Origin of the sequence: Streptomyces sp. IMTB 2501, from assembly GCF_001953885.1 — a bacterium.
In the GTDB taxonomy this organism is placed as follows: Bacteria; Actinomycetota; Actinomycetes; order Streptomycetales; family Streptomycetaceae; genus Streptomyces.
Genome location: NZ_MQUS01000007.1, coordinates 313,798 through 332,663 on the forward strand (window position 1 = coordinate 313,798; position 18,866 = coordinate 332,663).

General features: G+C 69.4%; 16 protein-coding genes and 1 pseudogene. 15 read left to right on the top strand and 2 right to left on the bottom strand.

Annotation, left to right across the window (positions count from 1 at the left end; all coding sequences use genetic code 11):
- Window positions 1-10: 10 nt before the first annotated feature.
- From AV521_RS15305 to AV521_RS15345, 9 genes are all read left to right on the top strand, one after another.
- Window positions 11-1,258, top strand: a complete 1,248-nt coding sequence (locus AV521_RS15305; protein ID WP_076088540.1) for an MCE family protein — start codon at window positions 11-13, stop codon at window positions 1,256-1,258.
- Window positions 1,255-2,295, top strand: coding sequence for an MCE family protein (locus AV521_RS15310; RefSeq protein ID WP_076088542.1), 1,041 nt, complete (start codon window positions 1,255-1,257; stop codon window positions 2,293-2,295). Before AV521_RS15305 ends, AV521_RS15310 begins: the two co-directional genes overlap by 4 nt.
- Complete coding sequence (locus tag AV521_RS15315) at window positions 2,292-3,455, top strand: MCE family protein (RefSeq protein WP_371917041.1); 1,164 nt, start codon at window positions 2,292-2,294, stop codon at window positions 3,453-3,455. Before AV521_RS15310 ends, AV521_RS15315 begins: the two co-directional genes overlap by 4 nt.
- Entirely contained in the window at window positions 3,452-4,561 is a 1,110-nt protein-coding gene (locus AV521_RS15320; RefSeq protein WP_179023112.1) for an MCE family protein, read from the top strand. The genes AV521_RS15315 and AV521_RS15320 overlap by 4 nt, the downstream gene beginning before the upstream one ends.
- A complete protein-coding gene (locus AV521_RS15325) occupies window positions 4,558-5,841 on the top strand; it encodes an MCE family protein (RefSeq protein WP_076088544.1) in 1,284 nt (427 codons plus the stop codon). The genes AV521_RS15320 and AV521_RS15325 overlap by 4 nt, the downstream gene beginning before the upstream one ends.
- Complete coding sequence (locus AV521_RS15330; RefSeq protein ID WP_076088546.1) at window positions 5,838-7,112, top strand: MCE family protein; 1,275 nt, start codon at window positions 5,838-5,840, stop codon at window positions 7,110-7,112. The genes AV521_RS15325 and AV521_RS15330 overlap by 4 nt, the downstream gene beginning before the upstream one ends.
- Window positions 7,109-7,597 (top strand): hypothetical protein, encoded by a 489-nt coding sequence (locus tag AV521_RS15335; protein ID WP_256725556.1) that lies wholly within the window; start codon window positions 7,109-7,111, stop codon window positions 7,595-7,597. Before AV521_RS15330 ends, AV521_RS15335 begins: the two co-directional genes overlap by 4 nt.
- Before the next feature lie 34 nt (window positions 7,598-7,631).
- Complete coding sequence (locus AV521_RS15340) at window positions 7,632-8,381, top strand: hypothetical protein (RefSeq protein WP_256725557.1); 750 nt, start codon at window positions 7,632-7,634, stop codon at window positions 8,379-8,381.
- A gap of 215 nt (window positions 8,382-8,596) precedes the next feature.
- Window positions 8,597-9,805, top strand: coding sequence for an Ig-like domain-containing protein (locus tag AV521_RS15345; protein ID WP_179023114.1), 1,209 nt, complete (start codon window positions 8,597-8,599; stop codon window positions 9,803-9,805).
- A 150-nt stretch (window positions 9,806-9,955) separates the two neighbouring features.
- Here the strand turns inward: AV521_RS15345 and AV521_RS15350 are convergent, their stop codons facing one another.
- The gene (locus AV521_RS15350; protein ID WP_076088552.1) at window positions 9,956-10,282 is read right to left on the bottom strand and encodes a putative quinol monooxygenase; all 327 of its coding nucleotides are present in this window, start codon (window positions 10,280-10,282) and stop codon (window positions 9,956-9,958) included.
- 908 nt (window positions 10,283-11,190) lie between these two features.
- Between AV521_RS15350 and AV521_RS15355 the strand changes: the two genes are divergently transcribed.
- Window positions 11,191-13,014, top strand: a complete 1,824-nt coding sequence (locus AV521_RS15355; protein WP_076088554.1) for an FAD-dependent oxidoreductase — start codon at window positions 11,191-11,193, stop codon at window positions 13,012-13,014.
- A 253-nt stretch (window positions 13,015-13,267) separates the two neighbouring features.
- Here AV521_RS15355 and AV521_RS15360 read toward each other — a convergent pair whose 3' ends face one another.
- The gene (locus AV521_RS15360; protein ID WP_076088556.1) at window positions 13,268-13,672 is read right to left on the bottom strand and encodes a MerR family transcriptional regulator; all 405 of its coding nucleotides are present in this window, start codon (window positions 13,670-13,672) and stop codon (window positions 13,268-13,270) included.
- Window positions 13,673-14,287: 615 nt separating this feature from the next.
- Here AV521_RS15360 and AV521_RS50795 point away from each other — a divergent pair.
- The 5 genes and pseudogenes from AV521_RS50795 (at window position 14,288) to AV521_RS15390 (ending at window position 18,754) form a co-directional block, all read left to right on the top strand.
- Window positions 14,288-14,473 (top strand): zinc-binding dehydrogenase, encoded by a 186-nt coding sequence (locus tag AV521_RS50795; RefSeq protein WP_076088560.1) that lies wholly within the window; start codon window positions 14,288-14,290, stop codon window positions 14,471-14,473.
- Window positions 14,474-14,614: 141 nt separating this feature from the next.
- Window positions 14,615-14,990, top strand: a pseudogene (locus AV521_RS50800) (IS481 family transposase); the annotation flags it as partial.
- Between the two features lie 279 nt (window positions 14,991-15,269).
- Window positions 15,270-16,697, top strand: coding sequence for a M14 family zinc carboxypeptidase (locus AV521_RS15380; RefSeq protein WP_076088564.1), 1,428 nt, complete (start codon window positions 15,270-15,272; stop codon window positions 16,695-16,697).
- Window positions 16,698-17,149: 452 nt separating this feature from the next.
- The gene (locus AV521_RS15385; RefSeq protein WP_076088566.1) at window positions 17,150-18,124 is read left to right on the top strand and encodes a magnesium transporter CorA family protein; all 975 of its coding nucleotides are present in this window, start codon (window positions 17,150-17,152) and stop codon (window positions 18,122-18,124) included.
- 150 nt (window positions 18,125-18,274) lie between these two features.
- Entirely contained in the window at window positions 18,275-18,754 is a 480-nt protein-coding gene (locus AV521_RS15390; protein ID WP_076088568.1) for a hypothetical protein, read from the top strand.
- Window positions 18,755-18,866: the final 112 nt, after the last annotated feature.

Genomic DNA, 18,866 nt, shown 5'->3' on the forward strand with positions numbered 1-18,866 from the left:
AGCGGTGCGCATGCACAGAATGAGACTCAGGCTGTACGGCATCGTGTTCCTCGCCGTACTCGCGCTGCTGTTGTCGCTCGCGGTGGCCGTCTACCAGCAGGCGTTCACGTCCGTCGTGCCCATCACCCTGGAGGCCGGCACACTCGGCAACCAGCTCGATCCACGCGCCGACGTCAAGCTGCGCGGGTTGCTGGTCGGCGAGGTGCGCGAGGTGCACGCGGACGGCACGAAGGCCACGCTCGACATCGCGCTCAAGCCCGGGTACGTCCCGTACATCCCCTCGGACGTGCACGCCCGCCTGCTGCCCAAGACACTGTTCGGCGAGAAGTACGTCGACCTGGTCCCGCCCCCGCGTTCCTCGGCTCGGCCCATCCACGCCGGAGACGTCATCACCCAGGACCGCACCAAGGTCGGCATCGAGGTGCAGCAGCTGATGAACGACCTGCTGCCCCTGCTGCGCGCGGTCAGGCCCGGTGAACTCAACGCCACGCTCTCGGCGTTCGCCACCGCGCTGGAGGGCCGCGGCGACCGCATCGGCGACAACCTCACCCGGGTCGAGGGTTATCTGCGCCGGCTGAACCCGCACATGCCCTCCCTCAAGGAGGACATCTCGCGGTTCGCGGACGTCGCCGAGGTGTACGGCGACGCCGCGCCCGACCTGATGCGGATCCTGCGCAACACGGTCACCACCAGCCGCACGATCGTCGAGAAGAAGGACCAGTTGGCCGCCGCGCTCCGCTCGACCGCCTCCGTGGCGGACACGGCGAACGGCTTCCTGTCCGAGAACGGCGACCGGCTGATCACCCTGGGCCGGGTCTCCCGCCCCACGCTGGAGCTCTTCGCCCGCTACTCCCCCGAGTACCCGTGCCTGTTCCAGGGCCTCGCCCGGCAGGAGAAGGCGTCGGAGGACGCGTTCCGGGGCGGGGAGATGCGGATCACCCTCGAAGTCGTCCGGCCGCAGGGCGCGTACCAGCCCGGTGAGGAGCCGGTGTACGGCGAGCGGTCCGGCCCGAACTGCCGCGGCCTGCCGGATCCGCAGGTGCCCGGGCCGAAACCCCATCTCGACGACGGTACGTCGGCCGGAGGTTCCGGCGGCGCACTCCCCGGAGGTCTCAACGTGTCCGCCACCCGGGCCGAGCAGCGGGCCGTCGGCTCGCTCGTGGCCCCCGTCATGGGCGTCCCCGCGGACGAGGTGCCGCCCGTGGCCACCCTGCTGTTCGGGCCGCTCGCGCGCGGAACGGCGGTGAGTGTCGTATGAGCAGGTCAGGAGCCCGGCAGACCGCCGCCCCACTGATCAAGTTCACCCTCTTCGCACTGGTCACGACCGTGGCGACGGCCCTGCTCGCCGCCACCATCGTCAACGTCTCCTTCACCCCGAAGGACCGCTACCACGCGGTGTTCACCGACGTGACCGGGTTGGAGACCGGCGACGACATCAGAGTGGCCGGCGTGCGGGTCGGGGAGGTCGAGGACATCCATATCAAGGACCGCACCCTGGCCGAGGTCACCTTCACCGTGACCGCGCAGCGGCCGCTGCTCGCGAGCACCCACGCGGTCGTCCGCTACCGCAACCTGGTCGGACAGCGGTACATCGCGCTGACCGAGGGCACCGGCGACGGCACCACCCGGCTGCGGCCGGGCGGCACCATCCCGCTGTCCCGGACCCAGCCGGCACTGGACCTCAACGCCCTGCTGAACGGCTTCAAGCCGCTGTTCGCCGCGCTCAGCCCGAGCGACGTCAACCAGCTCGCCACCGAGATCGTCCAGACCCTCCAGGGCGAGGGCGGCACGGTGAACAGCCTGCTCGCGCACACGGCCTCGCTCACCAGCACCCTCGCCGACCGCGACCGGCTGATCGGCTCGGTGATCGACAACCTCAACACCGTCCTGGAGACGCTCGACAAGCGCGGCTCCCGCTTCTCCGGGCTGCTCACGCAGTTGCGCCGGGTGGTCTCGGGACTGGCGGCCGACCGCAGTCCCATCGGTGAGTCGCTGGTGAGCATCGGCGACCTCACGGACGTCACATCGGGGCTGCTGAAGGACGCGCGTCCCCCGCTGAAGGACGACATCGCCGGACTCGGCGATCTCACCGGAACGCTGAACAAGAACGAGAACACCGTGGAGGGCGTCCTGAAGCGGCTGCCGAACAAGCTCGACAAGCTGACCGGGACGGCGTCCTACGGCTCCTGGTTCAACTTCTACCTCTGCGACTTCGACGGCCGGATCGTGCTGCCGAAGACCAAGCAGGTGATCACCCCGGAGCTGCACGTGGCGCGGGCGAGGTGTGGCGGATGAGACTGCGTGTCCCAAGGCGGCGGCGCCGCCCCGAGCCCCTGGTGAAGGTACGGGTCCTGCCACCGAAGCTGCCGAAACTCCCCCGGCTGCTGCCGAAGCGCAAGCCCCGCCCCCAGCCATTGGTCAAGGTGCGCGTCCTGCCACCGAAGCTGCCCAGGATCCGGCTGGGGCGCCCACGCCTGAAGCCCTTCCGCGAGCACAACCCGGTCGTCGTCGGCGCCGTCGGCCTCACCGTCCTCGCGCTGCTCACGTTCGCCGCCTTCAACGCCGACAGCCTGCCGCTGATCGGCGGCGGCGACACCTACAGCGCGGCCTTCTCCGAGGCCGGCGGGCTCAAGCCGGGCGACGAGGTACGGATCGCCGGGGTCAAGGTCGGCAAGGTCGAGGGCGTCGACCTGGACGGCGACCACGTCAAGGTCACCTTCAAGGTGAAGGGCCACCCCGGGTTCGGCACCGACACGGGCGCGTCGATCCGCGTCAAGACGATCCTCGGCGCGAAGTACCTGGCCCTGTACCCGAAGGGGCCCGGCCAGTTGAAACCGGACAGCGAGATCCCGCTCGGGCGGACCGTGTCGGCGTACGACGTCGTCCAGGCATTCAGCGACCTGACGACCACCACCGAGGCGGTCGACACGGACCGGCTCGCGAAGGCGCTGGACACGATCTCCCTCACCTTCCAGGACTCCCCCGAGGAGGTACGGGCGTCGATCAAGGGACTGTCGCGGATCTCCCGGGCCGTCGCCGCGCGTGACCAGGCGCTGCGTGGGCTCCTCGGCCATGCGCATGGCGTCACCACGGTGCTGGCCGGGCACACGAAGGACTTCTCCGCGCTGGTGAAGGACGGCGACGCGCTGTTCAAGGAGATCGGCAAGCGGCGCGCGGCGATCCACACGCTGCTCAGGAGTTCCGCGCTGCTGGGCATCGAGCTGTCCGGCCTGGTCGACGACAACGGCAAGGAGATCGGGCCCGCGCTGAAGAACCTCAACACCTTCGTGGAGATGCTCGGACGCAACCAGGCGAGCCTCGACCGCAGCGTCCAGCTGCTCGCCCCCTACGTGCGGCTCTTCACCAACACCCTCGGCAACGGCCGCTGGTTCGACTCCTACGTCCAGAACCTGGTCGCCGCCCCGGTCACCCCACGGACGGGAGGCACCCGATGACCCGCAGACTCCTGGCCCTGTTCACCGCGCTCGCGGTCGTCGCCGGCCTCGCCGTCGTCCTCTGGCCGGGCCCCGGCCCCGTCCGCGTCACGGCGTATTTCCCGCGCACCGTAGGTATCTACCCCGGCTCCGACGTCCGCGTCCTCGGCGTCCGCATCGGCGAGGTCAGGAAGATCACGCCGGAGGGCGACCGGGTACGGGTGGAGCTGGAGTACGACCGGGGCCGCAAGGTCCCCGCCGGCGCGCAGGCTGCCATCGTCAACTCCTCGGTGGTCAGCGACCGTTACGTCCAGCTGCTGCCGGTGTACCGCAAGGGCGCGGTCATGCGGGACGGAGACGTCATCCCCGAGTCCCGTACGGCCGTCCCCGTCGAGCTGGACCGGATCTTCGACAGCCTGCACACCACCGCCGAGGCGCTCGGCCCGAACGGCGCCAACAAGCAGGGCTCGCTGTCCCGGCTGCTCGCGGTGAGCGCGGACAACCTCCGGGGGCAGGGCGAGAACCTCCACCAGACGGTGGACGATCTGTCCCAGGCGGTCACCACGCTGTCCGACGGGCGCGGCGACCTGTTCGGGACCGTACGGAACCTTCAGGTGTTCACGGCCGCGCTGGCGGCGGACGACACCAGCGTGCGGTCGTTCGACACCGACCTCGCCGACGTGGCCGGGCAGCTCGCCGGGGAGCGCAAGGATCTCGCCGCCGCGCTGAAGTACCTGGCCGCCGCGCTCGGTGACGTGGCCGGCTTCGTGAAGGGCAACAAGAAGGCGCTGACCTCGGACGTTCAGGGCCTGGCCAAGGTCACCGAGGTCCTCGTCAGCCAACGGGCCGCACTGGAGGAGCTTTTGAGCGTCGCCCCCACGGGCCTGTCGAACCTGCAGAACGCCTACAACCCCGCCGCCGGCACCCTCGACACCCGCAACAACGCGGGGGCCCCGCAGGATCCGTCGTCGCTGCTCTGCTCGATCCTGAAGACGACCGGCGACGACCACGACGGCTGCGCCGGGCTGAGGAAGCTCTTCGGCTCCCTGCCCAAGGTCCCGTCGGCCCCGTCGTCGTCGGGCACGGTCGACAAGACCCTCGGCGGAATCCTGGGGGCACCGGCATGAGTGTGCTGCGCAAGGGGCAACTGGCCGCGTGGACGGCGGTCGGCTCGCTGCTGCTGACCGGTTGCGAGTTCAACGGCTGGTACGACGTCCCGCTCCCCGGCGGCGCCGCCTCGGACGGCCACGCCTACCACGTCACCGTCGAGTTCCGGGACGTCCTGGACCTGGTGCCGCAGTCGGCGGTCAAGGTCAACGACGTCACCGTGGGCACGGTCGAGAAGGTGGAGCTGGACGGCTGGCAGGCGCGGGTGCGGCTGCGCATCGCCGACTCGGTGAAGCTGCCCGGCAACGCGGTCGCCGACCTGAGGCAGACCAGCATGCTCGGCGAGAAGTACGTGGCCCTGTCCGCGCCGGCCGGCACCGCGCCCGTCGGACGGCTCCGCGACGGCGACCGCATCCCGCTCTCCCGCAGCGGCCGCAACCCGGAGGTCGAGGAGGTGCTGTCGGCCCTGTCCGCGCTGCTGGGCGGCGGCGGGGTGGCCCAGCTGAAGACGATCACCGTCGAGCTGAACAAAGCCCTCAGCGGCCGCGAGGACCGGGTCAGGTCCCTGCTGAAGCAGCTCGACACGTTCCTCGGCGGCCTCGACGACCAGCGGGCGGAGATCGTGCGCGCGCTGAAGGGCGTCGACCGGCTGGCGAAACGGCTGAAGAACGAGAAGAAGACGATCGCCCTGGCCGTCGACACCATGCCGCCGGCCCTGAAGGCCCTCGCCGACCAGCGCAAGGACCTGACGAAGATGCTCACCGCCCTGTCAGCACTCGGCAAGACCGGCACCAGGGTGGTGAACGCCTCCCACGACGACACCGTCGCCAACCTGAAGAAGCTCCAGCCCATCCTGCAGGAGCTGAACAAGGCGGGCGACGATCTGCCCAACTCCCTTGAGATCCTGACGACTTATCCGTTCCCGCGCAACGCGACCGACGCCATCAAGGGCGACTACGTCAACCTGAAGATCACCGCCGACCTCGACCTGGCGGGCCTGTACGGCAACATCACCGGCAAGCCGGGCAAGGGCGGGAAGTCCCCGGCCCCCGGGACACCACGCCTTCCCGGACTCCCCACCCCCACCCCTCTCCCGTCCGTCCCGTCCCTGCCGGGCACCCCGTCCGTGCCCCCCGTGCCCTCCGCACCCGCCGTGCCCTCGACACCCTCCGACGGCAGCACCCTGCTGTGCCCGCCGGTGTGCACCGCGGCCTACGGCACCGGGGGCGGCTCGCGCCGCCTCCCACCCGGGATCGATCTCGGCCTCGCCGAGCTGATGCTGAAGGGGATACTGCCGTGATCACACGTACGGTCAGGGCCCAGTTGCTCGCCTTCGCGACCGTCACCGCCCTCGGGGTGTCGTACGTCGGCGCCCGGTACACGGGCCTGGTGGACGACGTCCTGCACCGCGGGTACACCGTGCGCGCGGACTTCGCCGAGTCCGGGGGAGTCTTCCCCGGCGCAGAGGTCACCTACCGGGGCGTGCCGGTGGGCCGCGTAGGAGATCTGCAGCTGACCGGGTCCGGGGTCTCGGTGGCGCTGAAGATCGAGGACGGCGCCCCGAGGATCCCGGCCGACACACTCGCGGTGGTCGCCGACCGTTCGGCGGTGGGCGAGCAGTACGTCGACCTCCAGCCGCGGCGGTCGGGCGGGCCGTACCTCATGGACGGCAGCCCGATCCCGCGCAGCCGCACCCGGACCCCGCTGCCGGTCACCGACCTGGTCCTCAGCCTCGACCGGCTGGTCAACTCGGTCGGCAAGGACGATCTGCGGGTCACCGTCGACGAGTTGGGCAAGGCGTTCGCCGGCACCGGACCGAACCTGAGCCGACTGGTGGACTCCGGCAACGCGCTGGTGGAGTCGGCATCCGAGTCGCTCCCCCAGACGGTCTCGCTGATCGAGGACTCGCGGAAGGTGCTCAGGACACAGGCCGACCAGGGCTCGGCCATCAAGTCGTTCTCCCGCGACCTGGCCGCGCTCACCGAGCAGCTGAAGTCGAGCGACGGCGATCTGCGCAGGCTGATCGGCAACACCGCGCCCGCCGCCCAGCAGTTGGACTCCCTGCTGAAGTCCACCCGGCCGCACGTACCGGTCCTGCTGGCCAACCTCGTCAGCGGCGGCCAGATCACCCTGGCCCGGCTGCCCGGCGTCGAACAGGCCCTGGTCACCCTCCCGCTCACGGTCGCGGGCAGCTACACGGTCATCCCCGGCGACGGCACCACCCACTTCGGACTGACCGTGAACGCCGACGACCCGCCCGCATGCACCCAGGGCTACGGCACCCAGCGGCGCGACCCCGCCGACACCAGCACGCGCCCGGCGAACACCGGCGCGCACTGCACGGCACCGCGCGGCAGCAAGACCTCGGTGCGCGGCGCGCAGAACGCGCCTGGGGCGACAGCCAGCCGGTACGGCGCCGACCAGGCCGCGTTCGTAGCCCCGTACGACCCGGAAACCGGCACCGTGACCGGCCCGGACGGAACGCCCGTCGAGATCGCCTCGACGGGTGGCGAACAGACCGTGTTCGGAAAGGAGTCATGGCAATGGCTGCTCGTGGGACCGATGGCATGACAGGGAGCCGGGCGAGGCTGCTGCCGGCAGGGCTCGTCGCCGCGACCGTGTTGACGACGGTGCTGTGTGTCTGGCTGGGCCTGAAGCTGTCCGACCAGAGCACGGCGCAGCAGCGCCGTCAGGACATCGTGGCGGCGGCCCGCCAGTCGGCGCTGAACTTCACATCACTCGACTACCGGCACTACGACCGGGACAGCCGCACCGTACTGCAGGACGCCACCGGCGACTTCAGGAAACAGTTCGCTGCGCAGACCGAGCAGTTGACGAAGCTCGTCGTCGAGAACAAGTCGGTGTCCGAGGGGCAGGTCCTGGAAGCGGGCATCGTGCGGTCCGACGCGCGCTCGGCCCGGGTCCTGGTCGTGGCCGACAGCAAGGTGACCAACACCGCCGCGCCCGAGGGCCAGGCGCGTACCTACCGGCTCCAGCTCGACCTCGTGCGCGTGGCCGGTCGCTGGCTGACCTCCGACGTCGCGTTCGTGGGCTGACCCACCCGTGAGGCCATCAATGAGGAGAGACACCGTGGCGAACCCGACCTCCCGCACTCGCGGCACCGGCTCCCCGGCCCGCCGCACCATGACCGCGGCCGCCCGCGCGGCGGCCAAGCGCGCCGGGCGGCCGGCGCGGCCCGAGCACGCTGCCCGCCAGGAAGAGGGGGCCGCCCCTGGGCGCACCCTGCTCATCGAGCCCCCGGCGGACGGCTGGGAGGACCCGCCGGAGCCCGAGCCGTTCGAGGATGGGCCGGAGGAGAGCGCACCCCCGCGCAAGATCGGACGGAGCGTGCTCGTCGCCGTGCTGGGCCTCGTCCTCGTGGCAGCCCTGGTCGTGGCCGCCGTCCTCGGGTGGCAGTACCGGCAGGGGCGGCAGGCGGAGCAGGCCCGCGGTGAGGCCCTCGCGGCCGCGCGGCAGGCGGCGCCGGTCGTGCTGTCGTACGACTACCGGCATCTGGACCGGGACTTCACCCGGGCCCGCGCCCTGCTGACCGGGCACTTCCGCGACCAGTACGGCAAGACCACGAAGACCGTGGTCGCGCCGACCGCGACGACGTACCACGGCGTGGTGAAGGCGACCGTGGCCGCACCCGCCGACGGCGGCACCCCTGCCGTCTCCGTCGTGTCGGCCACAGCGGACAAGGCCGTCGTGCTGCTCTTCGTCAACCAGGTCACCGAGAGCACCCAGGTCCCGGAGCCCCGGCTGGACCTGAACCGGGTGCGCATGACGCTCACCCGTACCTCCGCCGGCTGGAAGGTGAGCGGCGTCGACGCCCTCTGACCAGGCCTCCGCATGTGCCCGCGTCGTGCGGAGCTCGGCGACCGCTCTCGCCGCGCGTGGAATTCGCCACAATTTACTCCCTTAAGCAGGGATGAATGCATAAAAGTAGTTCTTTAAAGCCGGCGGCACCCCTCCGGTGACCTGCTCCAGGGGTTCAACGACCAGTGGCATGGGAGAAGCGTTTGATCACCGTACGTAAGCGACATACCGGGCTGATGGCTACGGCCGGCGCGCTCGGCGGCGTACTCGCACTCACGGCCCTCGGCGGTACCAGCAACGCTGCCACCAGCGGAAACGGCACCGGGAACCACCCGAAATCGCAGGCGCAGGTAGATCAGCCGGGCGCCCAGGACACTTCCGACGCCCGCATAAAGATCACGCCCTGGCAAGGTGCCTACGGCGTCGGGATCAACACCCCCGTCAAAGTCACCGTCAGCAACGGCAAGCTCACCAGGGTGACCATGACCGCCGTCGCGACCGGTGCCGAGATTCCGGGCACCCTGTCCGCGGACGGCACGTCCTGGAAGCCGAACGGCCGGCTGGAGCGGGCCACCAGATATCAGATCGCCGCAGAGGCCGTGGACGCCAAGGGCCGCTCCGCCACCGGGAACGCCACGATCACCACGGTCTCCCCGGCCAACGACTTCATCGGGCACCTCTCCCCCGAGGACGGCTCGACCGTCGGCGTGGGCATGCCGGTGACGGTCAGCTTCGACAAGGCGATCAGCGACAAGGCCGCCGTGGAGTCGAAGATCCAGGTCAGCTCCAGCAGCGGCCAGCGGGTAGTCGGTCACTGGTTCAACGGTGACCGCCTGGACTTCCGCCCCGAGAACTACTGGAAGCCCGGCTCCACCGTCACCGTCAAGCTCAACCTCCACGGCATCCAGAAAACGGTCACGTTCAAGATCGGCCGGAGCCAGATCAGCACCGTCGACGCCAGGACGAAGCAGATGACCGTCGTACGGGACAACAAGACGATCAAGACCATCCCGATCTCGTCCGGCAGCCCCGAGCACCCGACGTACAACGGTCAGATGGTCATCTCCGAGAAGTTCGGGCAGATCCATATGAACGGCGCGAGCGTCGGCCTCACGAAGAAGGACGGCAAGCCCGCGTACGACATCAGCGACGTACCGCACGCCATGCGCCTGACCGACTCGGGCACGTTCATCCACGGCAACTACTGGGGTGCCGCCTCGATCTTCGGCAAGGTCAACACCAGCCACGGCTGCGTGGGCCTGAAGGACGTCGAGGGCGGCGGCGACGGCGAGCAGCCCGCCGCGTGGTTCTTCGACAACTCGATGATCGGTGACGTCGTGATCGTCAAGAACTCCGACGACAAGACCACGTTGGCCCCGGACAACGGCCTCAACGACTGGAACATGCCGTGGAGCGAGTGGGTCTCGGGCAGCGCGACCAACTGACGCCACGCCACGCACATGAACCCGAATCCCTTCCGCCAGGCGGCGGCCGGGTGACTCGCTCACCTCGACTTCCCACCTGGCGGACCGGTCGACCGACGGCGCCCACGTCACGTGGCCTGGCTGTCGCCCACGCACACCACCGCGACTGCGTCAGCCCTGGACGGCCATTTCCCCGAGCAGGGACCAGTCGTCCTGCTCAAGAACCGCGTTGACGATTCGCGGCGTCTCGACCAGGTGGGGTGGCAGGGTCTGCTGTGCGGACTTGAAGTGGTCGGACTGGACATGCGCGGCACCGGCGTCACCGTCCCGGAACGCCTCGACGAGCACGTACTCGGTCGGATCGTCGAGGCTGCGCGACCACTCGAACCACAGACAGCCGGGCTCACCGCGAGTGGCCTCCGTGAACTCGCGCGAGATCTCAGGCCACCTCTCCGCGTGCTCCGGCTTGATCCGAAACTTGGCCGTAATGAAGATCACTTCACGCTCCCTACTGGTATTTGATCTTCACCCATCGTAGGACGACGGGCGGCCGGGCCACCGCGCGCCGGCATGAGGCGCCTGACGTTCCGGGCATAAACGCTCACGAACCCGGCCGCCTGGATGGCGCTTGGGGCCCATCGACATCCTCGTCTTCGTCAACCAGATGGCCATGGCGTGGGCCGGGCAGCTCGATCTCGTCCAGGCAGCCGCCGACCAGGTCCGAGACCCCTCCCCCGGCATCCCGCCGCACTGTCGTCGCAGCCGTTCAGCGGCTCTTCCCGGCCACGACGGACACGGGCGCGAGCGGCACCTCCTGACGCCCATGGGGGAACAGTCGGCGCGCCCTGCCAGCTCAACGGGAAGTCCGCTTGGGGCCTTGGCCTTGACCCCGATCGTCAGGGCGCGGGCGCGAGGCCGCATACGGCACCTCACCGCCGCGGCCCGGGTAACGCATCGTTCAGCCGCCCACTGCGGCCAGGGGGGAACCACTCCCTCACCGAGGTCGTTCGTGGGCGGCATGGACGATCACCGCAAGGCACCCCTCGCCCCTGCCGGCCCCACCACGCCCACGGCCCCGCATACAGTGCCGGATCACCAAGGCCGACGAGGTCTGTTCGTTCTGGAGCCGGCTCGGTCTGCCCGCGCTGGCCGACGTCCCCACGCACTTCATGCCCGAGCACGTCCTGCACAAGGTCCGAGACCGGAGCCTTCCAGATCCTGCACCCGGACTCGGTCCTCGCCGTCACACGCTGGGTCCACCCACCCCGATGCCCCGACCTGGGGCGATCGGCGCACCGATCCGCGTCGGGTCTCCGGTGGGTGTCTCTTTGTGGTTGTGAGGATGCTGTGGGTGGCGGGGGAACAGGGTTCCGGCTTCCGGTGTCCCTCCCTACGCTCCGGTGCACATGACAACAGAACACGCGCAGCAGTCCCAGGAGAACGCCGGACACTCCCGCAGACGCTTCCTGGCCGCCGCCGGCGCGACGGTCACCGGGGGCGCGGCCACCGCCTTATGGCCCGCCGACAGCGCCGCGGCCGCGCCGTCCGAGAAGCGCGTCGCCGTACTCGGCGGCGGTGTCTCCGGCCTCAGCGCCGCCCATGAACTCGCCGAACGCGGCTACGCCGTCACCGTCTACGAGTACTACGACGCCCTCGGCGGCAAGGCGCGCTCCATGGACGTCCCCGGTACGGCCGCCGACGGTCGCGCACCGCTTCCCGCGGAGCACGGCTTCCGCTTCTTCCCCGGCTTCTACCGGAACCTGCCGGACACCATGCGCCGCATCCCCTTCCCCGGCAATGCGGGCGGCGTCCACGAGAACCTCCGCAGCGGTACCGAGGCGCTGTTCGCGCGCGGCTCCGGCCGCCCGGACCTTCACTTCCCCCTGCGCCGGGTCACCACCCCGCCCGCACCCGGTGACATCACCCCGGCCTGGCTGCGCGACCAGATCCTGTCCGTCCTCGACGTCGGCACCCGGCTGCCCGCCCATGAGGCCGCCTACTTCGCCGACCGTCTGCTGGTCCACCTCACCAGCTGCGACGCCCGCCGTGAGGACCAGTGGGAGAAGACTCCGTGGTGGGACTTCATCCGGGCCGGCGAGATGAGCGCCGAGTACCAGGTGCTCCTCGGAATCGGCCAGACCCGCAATCTGGTCGCCACCCGCGCCGAGATCGCCTCCACGCGAACGGTCGGCCGCGTCATCATCGAGGCCCTGCTCCTGTGGGGCTTGCTCGGCCGGGGCGTGGACGGCGACGCCGAGATCGACCGGGTCCTCAACGCCCCGACGAGCGAAGCCTGGATCGATCCCTGGGAGCGGTGTCTGCGCTCGCTCGGCGTCGAGTTCGTCCTCGGCACGGAGGTTCGGGAGGTGCTGTACGGGGGCGGCCGAATAACCGGCGTCCGCGTCGCGCCCCGCGAAGGCGGCCCGGAACGCACGGTCACCGCCGACCACTACGTCTCGGCGATGCCCGTCGAACACGCCCGCGCCACCTGGGGCCGGGCCCTGCGCGCGGCCGACCCGCAGCTCGGCCGGTGCGACGCGTTGAAGACCGACTGGATGACCGGCGTGATGTTCTATCTGCGCACGCCCACCCCCGTCGTGCACGGGCACATCAACTGCCTCGACTCACCCTGGGCGGTGACCGGCATCGGACAGTCCCAGTTCTGGGACGTACGGAACTTTTCACGCGACTACGGGGACGGACGAGCCCATGAATGCCTGTCCACGATCATCTCCGAGTGGGACAAACCAGGCATCCTGTACGGCAAGACCGCCCGCGAGTGCACCAAGGACGAGATCGTCGCCGAACTCTGGGCCCAGCTGAAGGACGGGCTGAACGACTCGGGCAAGACGACCCTCACAGACGACGACCGACTCGGCTGGTTCATGGACCCGGCCGTGACGGGTCTCGGCGGCCCCGACCCGCGCAACCGCGAGCAACTCCTTGTCCACCCCACAGGCACCCTCTACAACCGGCCCTCGGCCCGCACCAGGGTGCCGAACTTCTTCCTGGCCGGCGACTACGTCCGTACGGACGTGGACCTGGCGACGATGGAGGGCGCCAACGAGTCCGCGCGTCGAGCGGTCAACGCACTGCTCGATGCGGACAATTCGAGCGTCGAGCGGTGTCGCGTGTGGGAGCTGTTCCGTCCGCCGGAGCTGGAGCCCCTGAAGCGGGTCGACGAGGTGCGTCATCGGCTGGGGCTGCCCAACACCTTCGACCTGGGGTGAGCCCGTACGGCTGCCCGGGGTGAGTCCGAAGGGCCGCTGCTCCCGAGCGGCTGCGGCCCTTCACGTGTGTGGCGTCGCGCTGTGCCGTGCCCCTAGGTGTGCTGTTCGGGCAGGTTGGTGACGCGGCCGGCTGGTGTCCGGCGCCGGAGACCGCACCGCACTCCTGGCCAACGCCCCGCCCAGGCCGCCCCTCAGGCGAGCAGATGCGCTGTCGCCACGCTCCGTCTCATCCCTGCGGTGGTGCTGATCGCTGCTACCAGCGTGTGGTGTTGGCTGTTGCGCCGCTTGCCGCGCGTTCGGCGACTTCGGCGGGGGCTGCGGCGATGACGCTGTCGAGTGCGGAGCGGGAGGTCTGCAGGTCGATGATGGCTTGGGTGATCCGCTCGCGCTCTTTGGCCAGGCCGGCGAGGAGGTCGGAGCAGGTTGGCACCAGGCGCTCGCCGTCGTCACGCAGGCAGGGCAGGATTGTCGCGATGGTGGCGGTGTTCAGGCCGGCTGCGAGCAGGCTGCGGATGCGGCGCAAGGTGTCCACGTCCACGTCGCTGTATTCGCGGTAGCCACTGGCCCGCCGTTCGGGCTGGAGCAGGTTCTGCTCTTCGCAGTAGCGCAGCAACCGTTCGTGTACGCCGGTCTTGCGGGACAGCTCACCGATCCGCACGTCGTCCTCCTCATGGATGCCTCGGGCGGGCAACGCCGCTTGACTCTCACACCGATGTGAGACTCTGGCTTCCCCGGCATGAGTAAGAACGCTGCCTTTCGGCTGGGACATCTCCGGCCGGGTCGTCGCGAGCGACGACCCCGCCCATGAGGTGGGCACCCAAGTGATCGCCGTGTCCGCGCAGATCGCCACCGGCCGCGGCACCTGGGCAGAGATGGTCGCCCTGCCCGGCCACCTGCTCGCACCCGCACCCGCCACTGTGCCGTTGGCGGACGCGGCGGCCCTTCCGCTGGCCGGGACGACCGCCCTGCAGGCGCTGCGCGCCACGGAGTTGAGCCCCGACGAGCGCATTCTGGTCGTCGGAGCCGCCGGAGCGGTCGGCGGCCTGGTTGTCCAACTCGCCCGCCTGACCGGCGCCCACGTCGATGCCCTGGTCTCCCGGCCCGGCCATGAGCAGGCAGCGACGGAGCTCGGCGCGGAGCGGGCCTGGCACCGCCCGGAGGACCTGCCCCGCGGCCGGTATGAGGCCGTCCTCGACACCGCCGGCACGGACGTGGCTGCGAACTTGTCCCCGGAGGGCGCTTCGTCTCCATCGCCGACCACCCCCTGCCCGACGTGCCGGGCGCCCGAAAGAGCTACGTCCAGGAGAACGCCACCGATCTCGCCCACCTCGCCAAGCTCGTCGACACCGATGAGCTGCGGCTGCGGATCGCCGGCCGCTTCCCGCTCGACGACATCCGCACCGCCCACGAGAGCTTCGAAGCCGGCGGCCTCCTCGGCAAGGTCCTCATCACCTTCTGAGGTACATCGCGTGCTTCGCCGACGGATCCGGAACCGGCCGCGTCCATCCGAACGCGGCCGGGGACGCCGGCATCCCTTGCTGCTCATGGCCCGGGCGACAAGCGCAGGTGCCGCAGAGCATTCACGGACGGAGGACTCCTCTTGTCACACGCCAACGCACCCCTGTCCGTCGAAGTACGCCGTCGCCTCGTCGTACGGTGCAAGAGCCGACCGATCGCCCACGTCGCCGCCGAGACGGGGATCTCCCGTGCGTGCGCATCGAAGTGGGTCAACCGCTGCCGACGGCACGGTGAACTCGGTCTGCTTTGCCGTTCTTCAGCACCCCGACGCCGGCAGACCGCAACCGATGCTGACATCGTCACCCGGATCTGTCACGGTGTCGCGGCATCTGCTCGCACTCTGGCTGAACAGGCGCCGCTTCATCGACCCGAGCGGCGAATCGAACCGGGAGCCGCGGAAGATCACCGCCCGCCGTCCCGGGCACGTGGTCCACATCGATGTGAAGAAGGTGGAACGTCCGGGCCTCCTGCATCCAGCTGTTCCGCCGGCTCGCCCACTGCAAGCGGCACCGCCCGCCTCGGCCCACCGCCGGCTGCGCGAGACGCTGCGCCCGGCACGATCGGGATCGGAAGACAGATGCGGCCGGGCCGGTCGGGCAGGACCTCCGCCGCAGAAGAACAACCGCCGCAGTCCGTACCGGCAGTCAGAAGGCCCCGCTCGTACCGCGCAACCCATACCACTTGCATCATGGACATGCCATATTGAGAGGGACCATCCCCCACGAAAGGTCACCTCCATGGCACACAAACGCCTGGCGGGCCTGACCGCCGGTACCGTGATAGCCGCCGCCGCTCTGCTGCCGCAACTGGCCCATGCCAGCACCGACATGAACGCAGCAGCAGGACGCGCCACCGCCTCCGGCCACGCCCACGGCGGGTACCGCACGGTCGTCATCTACCGCGTGCCCACGCGCCATCCGCGCACGGACGCCGAGCGCCTCGCCGACTCCGGGTTCGACCTGCTGGAGAAGCGGCAGGGCAACAACCTGTTCGTCTCCGGCGACACGTCGACCGCGACCGGACTGCGACGGCTCGGCTTCAGCCCCGCCGTCGCCACCACACTGACCGAGGCAATCCCCTCCTCCACCGCGGCGCCCCACGCCGTGGGCGACACCTATGACGGCGGCTACCACACGGTCAGCGCTCAGTACTCCCACATGGACGACACCGCGTCCCAACACCCCGACCTCGCCAAGGTGGTGACGTACGGCCAGTCATGGCTCAAGCAGCAAGGGCACGGCGGCCGCGACCTCAAGGCGATATGCATCACCAAGATCCAGGCGGGCGACTGCGCGCTCAGCCCGAACTCGACCAAGCCGCGGTTCTTCCTGATGAGCCAGATCCACGCCCGCGAGTTGACGACCGGTGAGATGTCATGGCGCTGGATCGACGCGCTGACCAGCGGCTACGGCAAGGACTCGGCGATCACCCAGCTGATGGACACCACTGAGATGTGGGTGGTGCCCGACGCCAACCCCGACGGCGTCGACATGGTCGCGGCAGGCGGCGACAACCCCGTCCTGCAGCGCAAGAACGCGGACGACGCGCACGGCTCCCAGTGCGGGGTGAGCGCCTACAGCCAGATCGGCGTCGACCTCAACCGCAATGCCGGCACCCACTGGGGCGCCTCCGGCACCTCCGACGCGTCCTGCGACCAGACCTACGGCGGTCCCGCGCGCGACTCCGAGGTGGAGAACACCGCGCTGGAGAACCTCTTCCGCGAACTGTTCCCCGCGGTGCGCACCGGCACCGGCGACACCGACCCCGCGCCGTCCACCGCCAAGGGCATGATGATCACCCTGCACAGCGACGCCAGCATGGTGCTCTTCCCCTGGGAGTACGACGCCACCGTGCACACCGGCAACGACACCGCCCTGCGCGCGCTGGCCGCCCACATGGCCTCACTGACCGGCTACCAGTACGGCCAGGCAGGCGAGATCCTCTACAACGCCTCCGGCGGAACCGACGACTGGACCTACGACAAGCTCGGCCTGGCCAGCTTCACCATCGAGATCGGCGACAGCGACGGCGCGGGCTGCGACGGCTTCACGCCCGCGTACTCCTGCCAGGACAGCTACTTCTGGCCGAAGATCGAACCTGCCCTCCTCTACGCCGCCCAGCACGCCGCGGCCCCCTACACCACCACATCCGCCGCACACCACTGACACCCCGCTCCCGCGGCGGCACACACCGGGTGTGTCCCTCCCCTCTTGCGGCGGGAGGGACACACCCGCATGCACCGGCGAGCGGCCGCGGGACGCCGGCACCCCCGGCGCTCAGGACCGCCGTCACCGACCGGCGGAGAATCCCGACGGCGACGCGGTGATCGGTCGGAGGCGGGGGTAAGGGCGAGCACGTCGGGAGGGCGAGAGAAATCGTCAATCCGGTCTGCGGCCGCTGTTTCACCGTCTCCAGCAACGGCACAATCGACAAAGACCCGGTTGGCTCTCGCCGCCTGCACCGGCAGCGCAGGCCAACGCTGGACGCCGCCCTCCTCGCAACGCGCCACAACAGCGAGCGCCTCCAATCAGCGCGTTGCCGATCAGCGCGCCTCGCACCCGTGGCCGGCAAGGAGCGGAGACGGGCTTCTTACCAGGGCGGCTTATGGTGCGTCGCCATGACTCGCACACGGCTCTACCGCAATGGCTCCCTGATCCTGGAGGACTTTCCGACCGCTGACATCTCGGAATACGTGAACGATCCGGATGTGGCGGTCTGGCTCGACCTGTGTGATCCGTGCTCCGACGACTTCGCGATGATCAGCGAGGAGTTCGGCCTGCACGAGCTCGCGGTGGAAGACGCACGTCACGAGCATCAGCGGCCAAAGCTGGATCGTTACCGCACCCATGCCTTCCTCAGCGCCTACGCCATCAGCGCGGACGAGACCAGTGGGCAGCTCACCGCAAGCGAGTTGTCCGTATTCATAACACCTACGGCATTGATCACCATCCGCCCCGACCACCGGTTCGACATCGAGAAGGTCGTCGAACGCTGGGACAACAACAGCGATCTCGCCAAGTACGGAGTGGGGTTCCTGCTGCACGGACTGCTGGACCACATAGTCGACGGGCATTTCGCAGCCGTACAGGACCTCGACGACCGTATCGAAGCAGTGGAGGATCTGCTCTTCGACGAGGGTCGCGAGCAGATGGACTCCGTCCAGCGGGACTCCTACGCGCTGCGCAAGGACCTCACCAAACTGCGCCGCGTGGTGTTGCCGATGCGAGAGGTCGTCAACAGCCTTCTCCGGCGCGACCTGCACATCGTTGCCGAGCCCTTGCTTCCCTACTTCCAGGACGTGTACGACCACGTCCTCAGGGCCACCGAGTGGACCGAGTCACTGCGGGACATGGTCACGTCCATCATGGAGACCAATCTGACCGTTCAGGGCAATCGCATGAACCTGATCATGAAGAAGGTCACCAGCTGGGCGTCGATCGTGGCCGTACCCACGGCCGTCACCGGTTTCTACGGACAGAACGTTCCCTATCCGGGCGTCAACACCCAAGCCGGCTTCCTGACTTCCACCGGTGTCATGGTCGTCGCATCCGCGCTGCTCTATTGGGTCTTCAAGCGCAAGGACTGGATCTGACCTCTCGGCTCGACGGGGAACGTGCAGGAGCGCTGCCGCCGAGAAACTCCCCAAGCCATCACAAGATGGTCACCATCTTCTCACTTACTGCTTGATTTTCACACTCAAGCACTACCGTCATCCCCCCAGAAACGCTCATGGGGGGCCGACATGAACAACCCGCGCATAACTCCGCCCACTCCGCGCCCGATGGACGCCCGCCCGCTCTACAAGCGCAAGCGTGTCTGGATAGGCGGCTTCGTCCTCATGGTGATCGGCTCGGCCATCGGGCAGTCGGGGGCCCACGACGAGGCCGTCAAGGCCGCTGCCGAGGCAAAGCCGACCGTCACTGCCACGGCGACGGTGACGGCCACGCCCAAACCCGCTGTCACGGTCATCAAGACGGCCAAGCCCGCTCCCCCTGCGACAGTGACCGTCACCAGGACGGAGACCGCCGACACCGGCAACTCCAGCCTCAATACCGGTAGCAGCAACAGCGGCACGTGCTCGATCGTCTCCAACGCGGGCAACTGCTACTCGGCGGGCGAGTTCTGCCGCAACAGCGACCACGGTGCCACGACGACCGACGCCAGCGGTACGTCCATCACATGTTCCCTCAGCGGTAGTCGCTGGCGCTGGACCTACTCCTGACCTGGCCGGAGAGAATCGGACCAGCCGCGCAGCGGCCCGCCCGCCGCGGATGTCGCGGAGTGGATCCCTCGTGCCGGGCTTTCGGGTTGGTTGTCCCTCCGTCGCGCTGAGA

Bases quoted from the DNA above. Each gene is read 5' to 3' on its own strand.
- AV521_RS15320 (WP_179023112.1), top strand. From the start codon at position 3,452: ATGACCCGCAGACTCCTGGCCCTGTTCACCGCGCTCGCGGTCGTCGCC.
- AV521_RS15310 (WP_076088542.1), top strand. From the start codon at position 1,255: ATGAGCAGGTCAGGAGCCCGGCAGACCGCCGCCCCACTGATCAAGTTC.
- AV521_RS15390 (WP_076088568.1), top strand. From the start codon at position 18,275: ATGAACAACCCGCGCATAACTCCGCCCACTCCGCGCCCGATGGACGCC.
- AV521_RS15325 (WP_076088544.1), top strand. From the start codon at position 4,558: ATGAGTGTGCTGCGCAAGGGGCAACTGGCCGCGTGGACGGCGGTCGGC.
- AV521_RS15380 (WP_076088564.1), top strand. From the start codon at position 15,270: ATGGCACACAAACGCCTGGCGGGCCTGACCGCCGGTACCGTGATAGCC.
- AV521_RS15345 (WP_179023114.1), top strand. From the start codon at position 8,597: ATGGCTACGGCCGGCGCGCTCGGCGGCGTACTCGCACTCACGGCCCTC.
- AV521_RS15305 (WP_076088540.1), top strand. From the start codon at position 11: ATGCACAGAATGAGACTCAGGCTGTACGGCATCGTGTTCCTCGCCGTA.
- AV521_RS15385 (WP_076088566.1), top strand. From the start codon at position 17,150: ATGACTCGCACACGGCTCTACCGCAATGGCTCCCTGATCCTGGAGGAC.
- AV521_RS15315 (WP_371917041.1), top strand. From the start codon at position 2,292: ATGAGACTGCGTGTCCCAAGGCGGCGGCGCCGCCCCGAGCCCCTGGTG.
- AV521_RS15335 (WP_256725556.1), top strand. From the start codon at position 7,109: ATGACAGGGAGCCGGGCGAGGCTGCTGCCGGCAGGGCTCGTCGCCGCG.
- AV521_RS15355 (WP_076088554.1), top strand. From the start codon at position 11,191: ATGACAACAGAACACGCGCAGCAGTCCCAGGAGAACGCCGGACACTCC.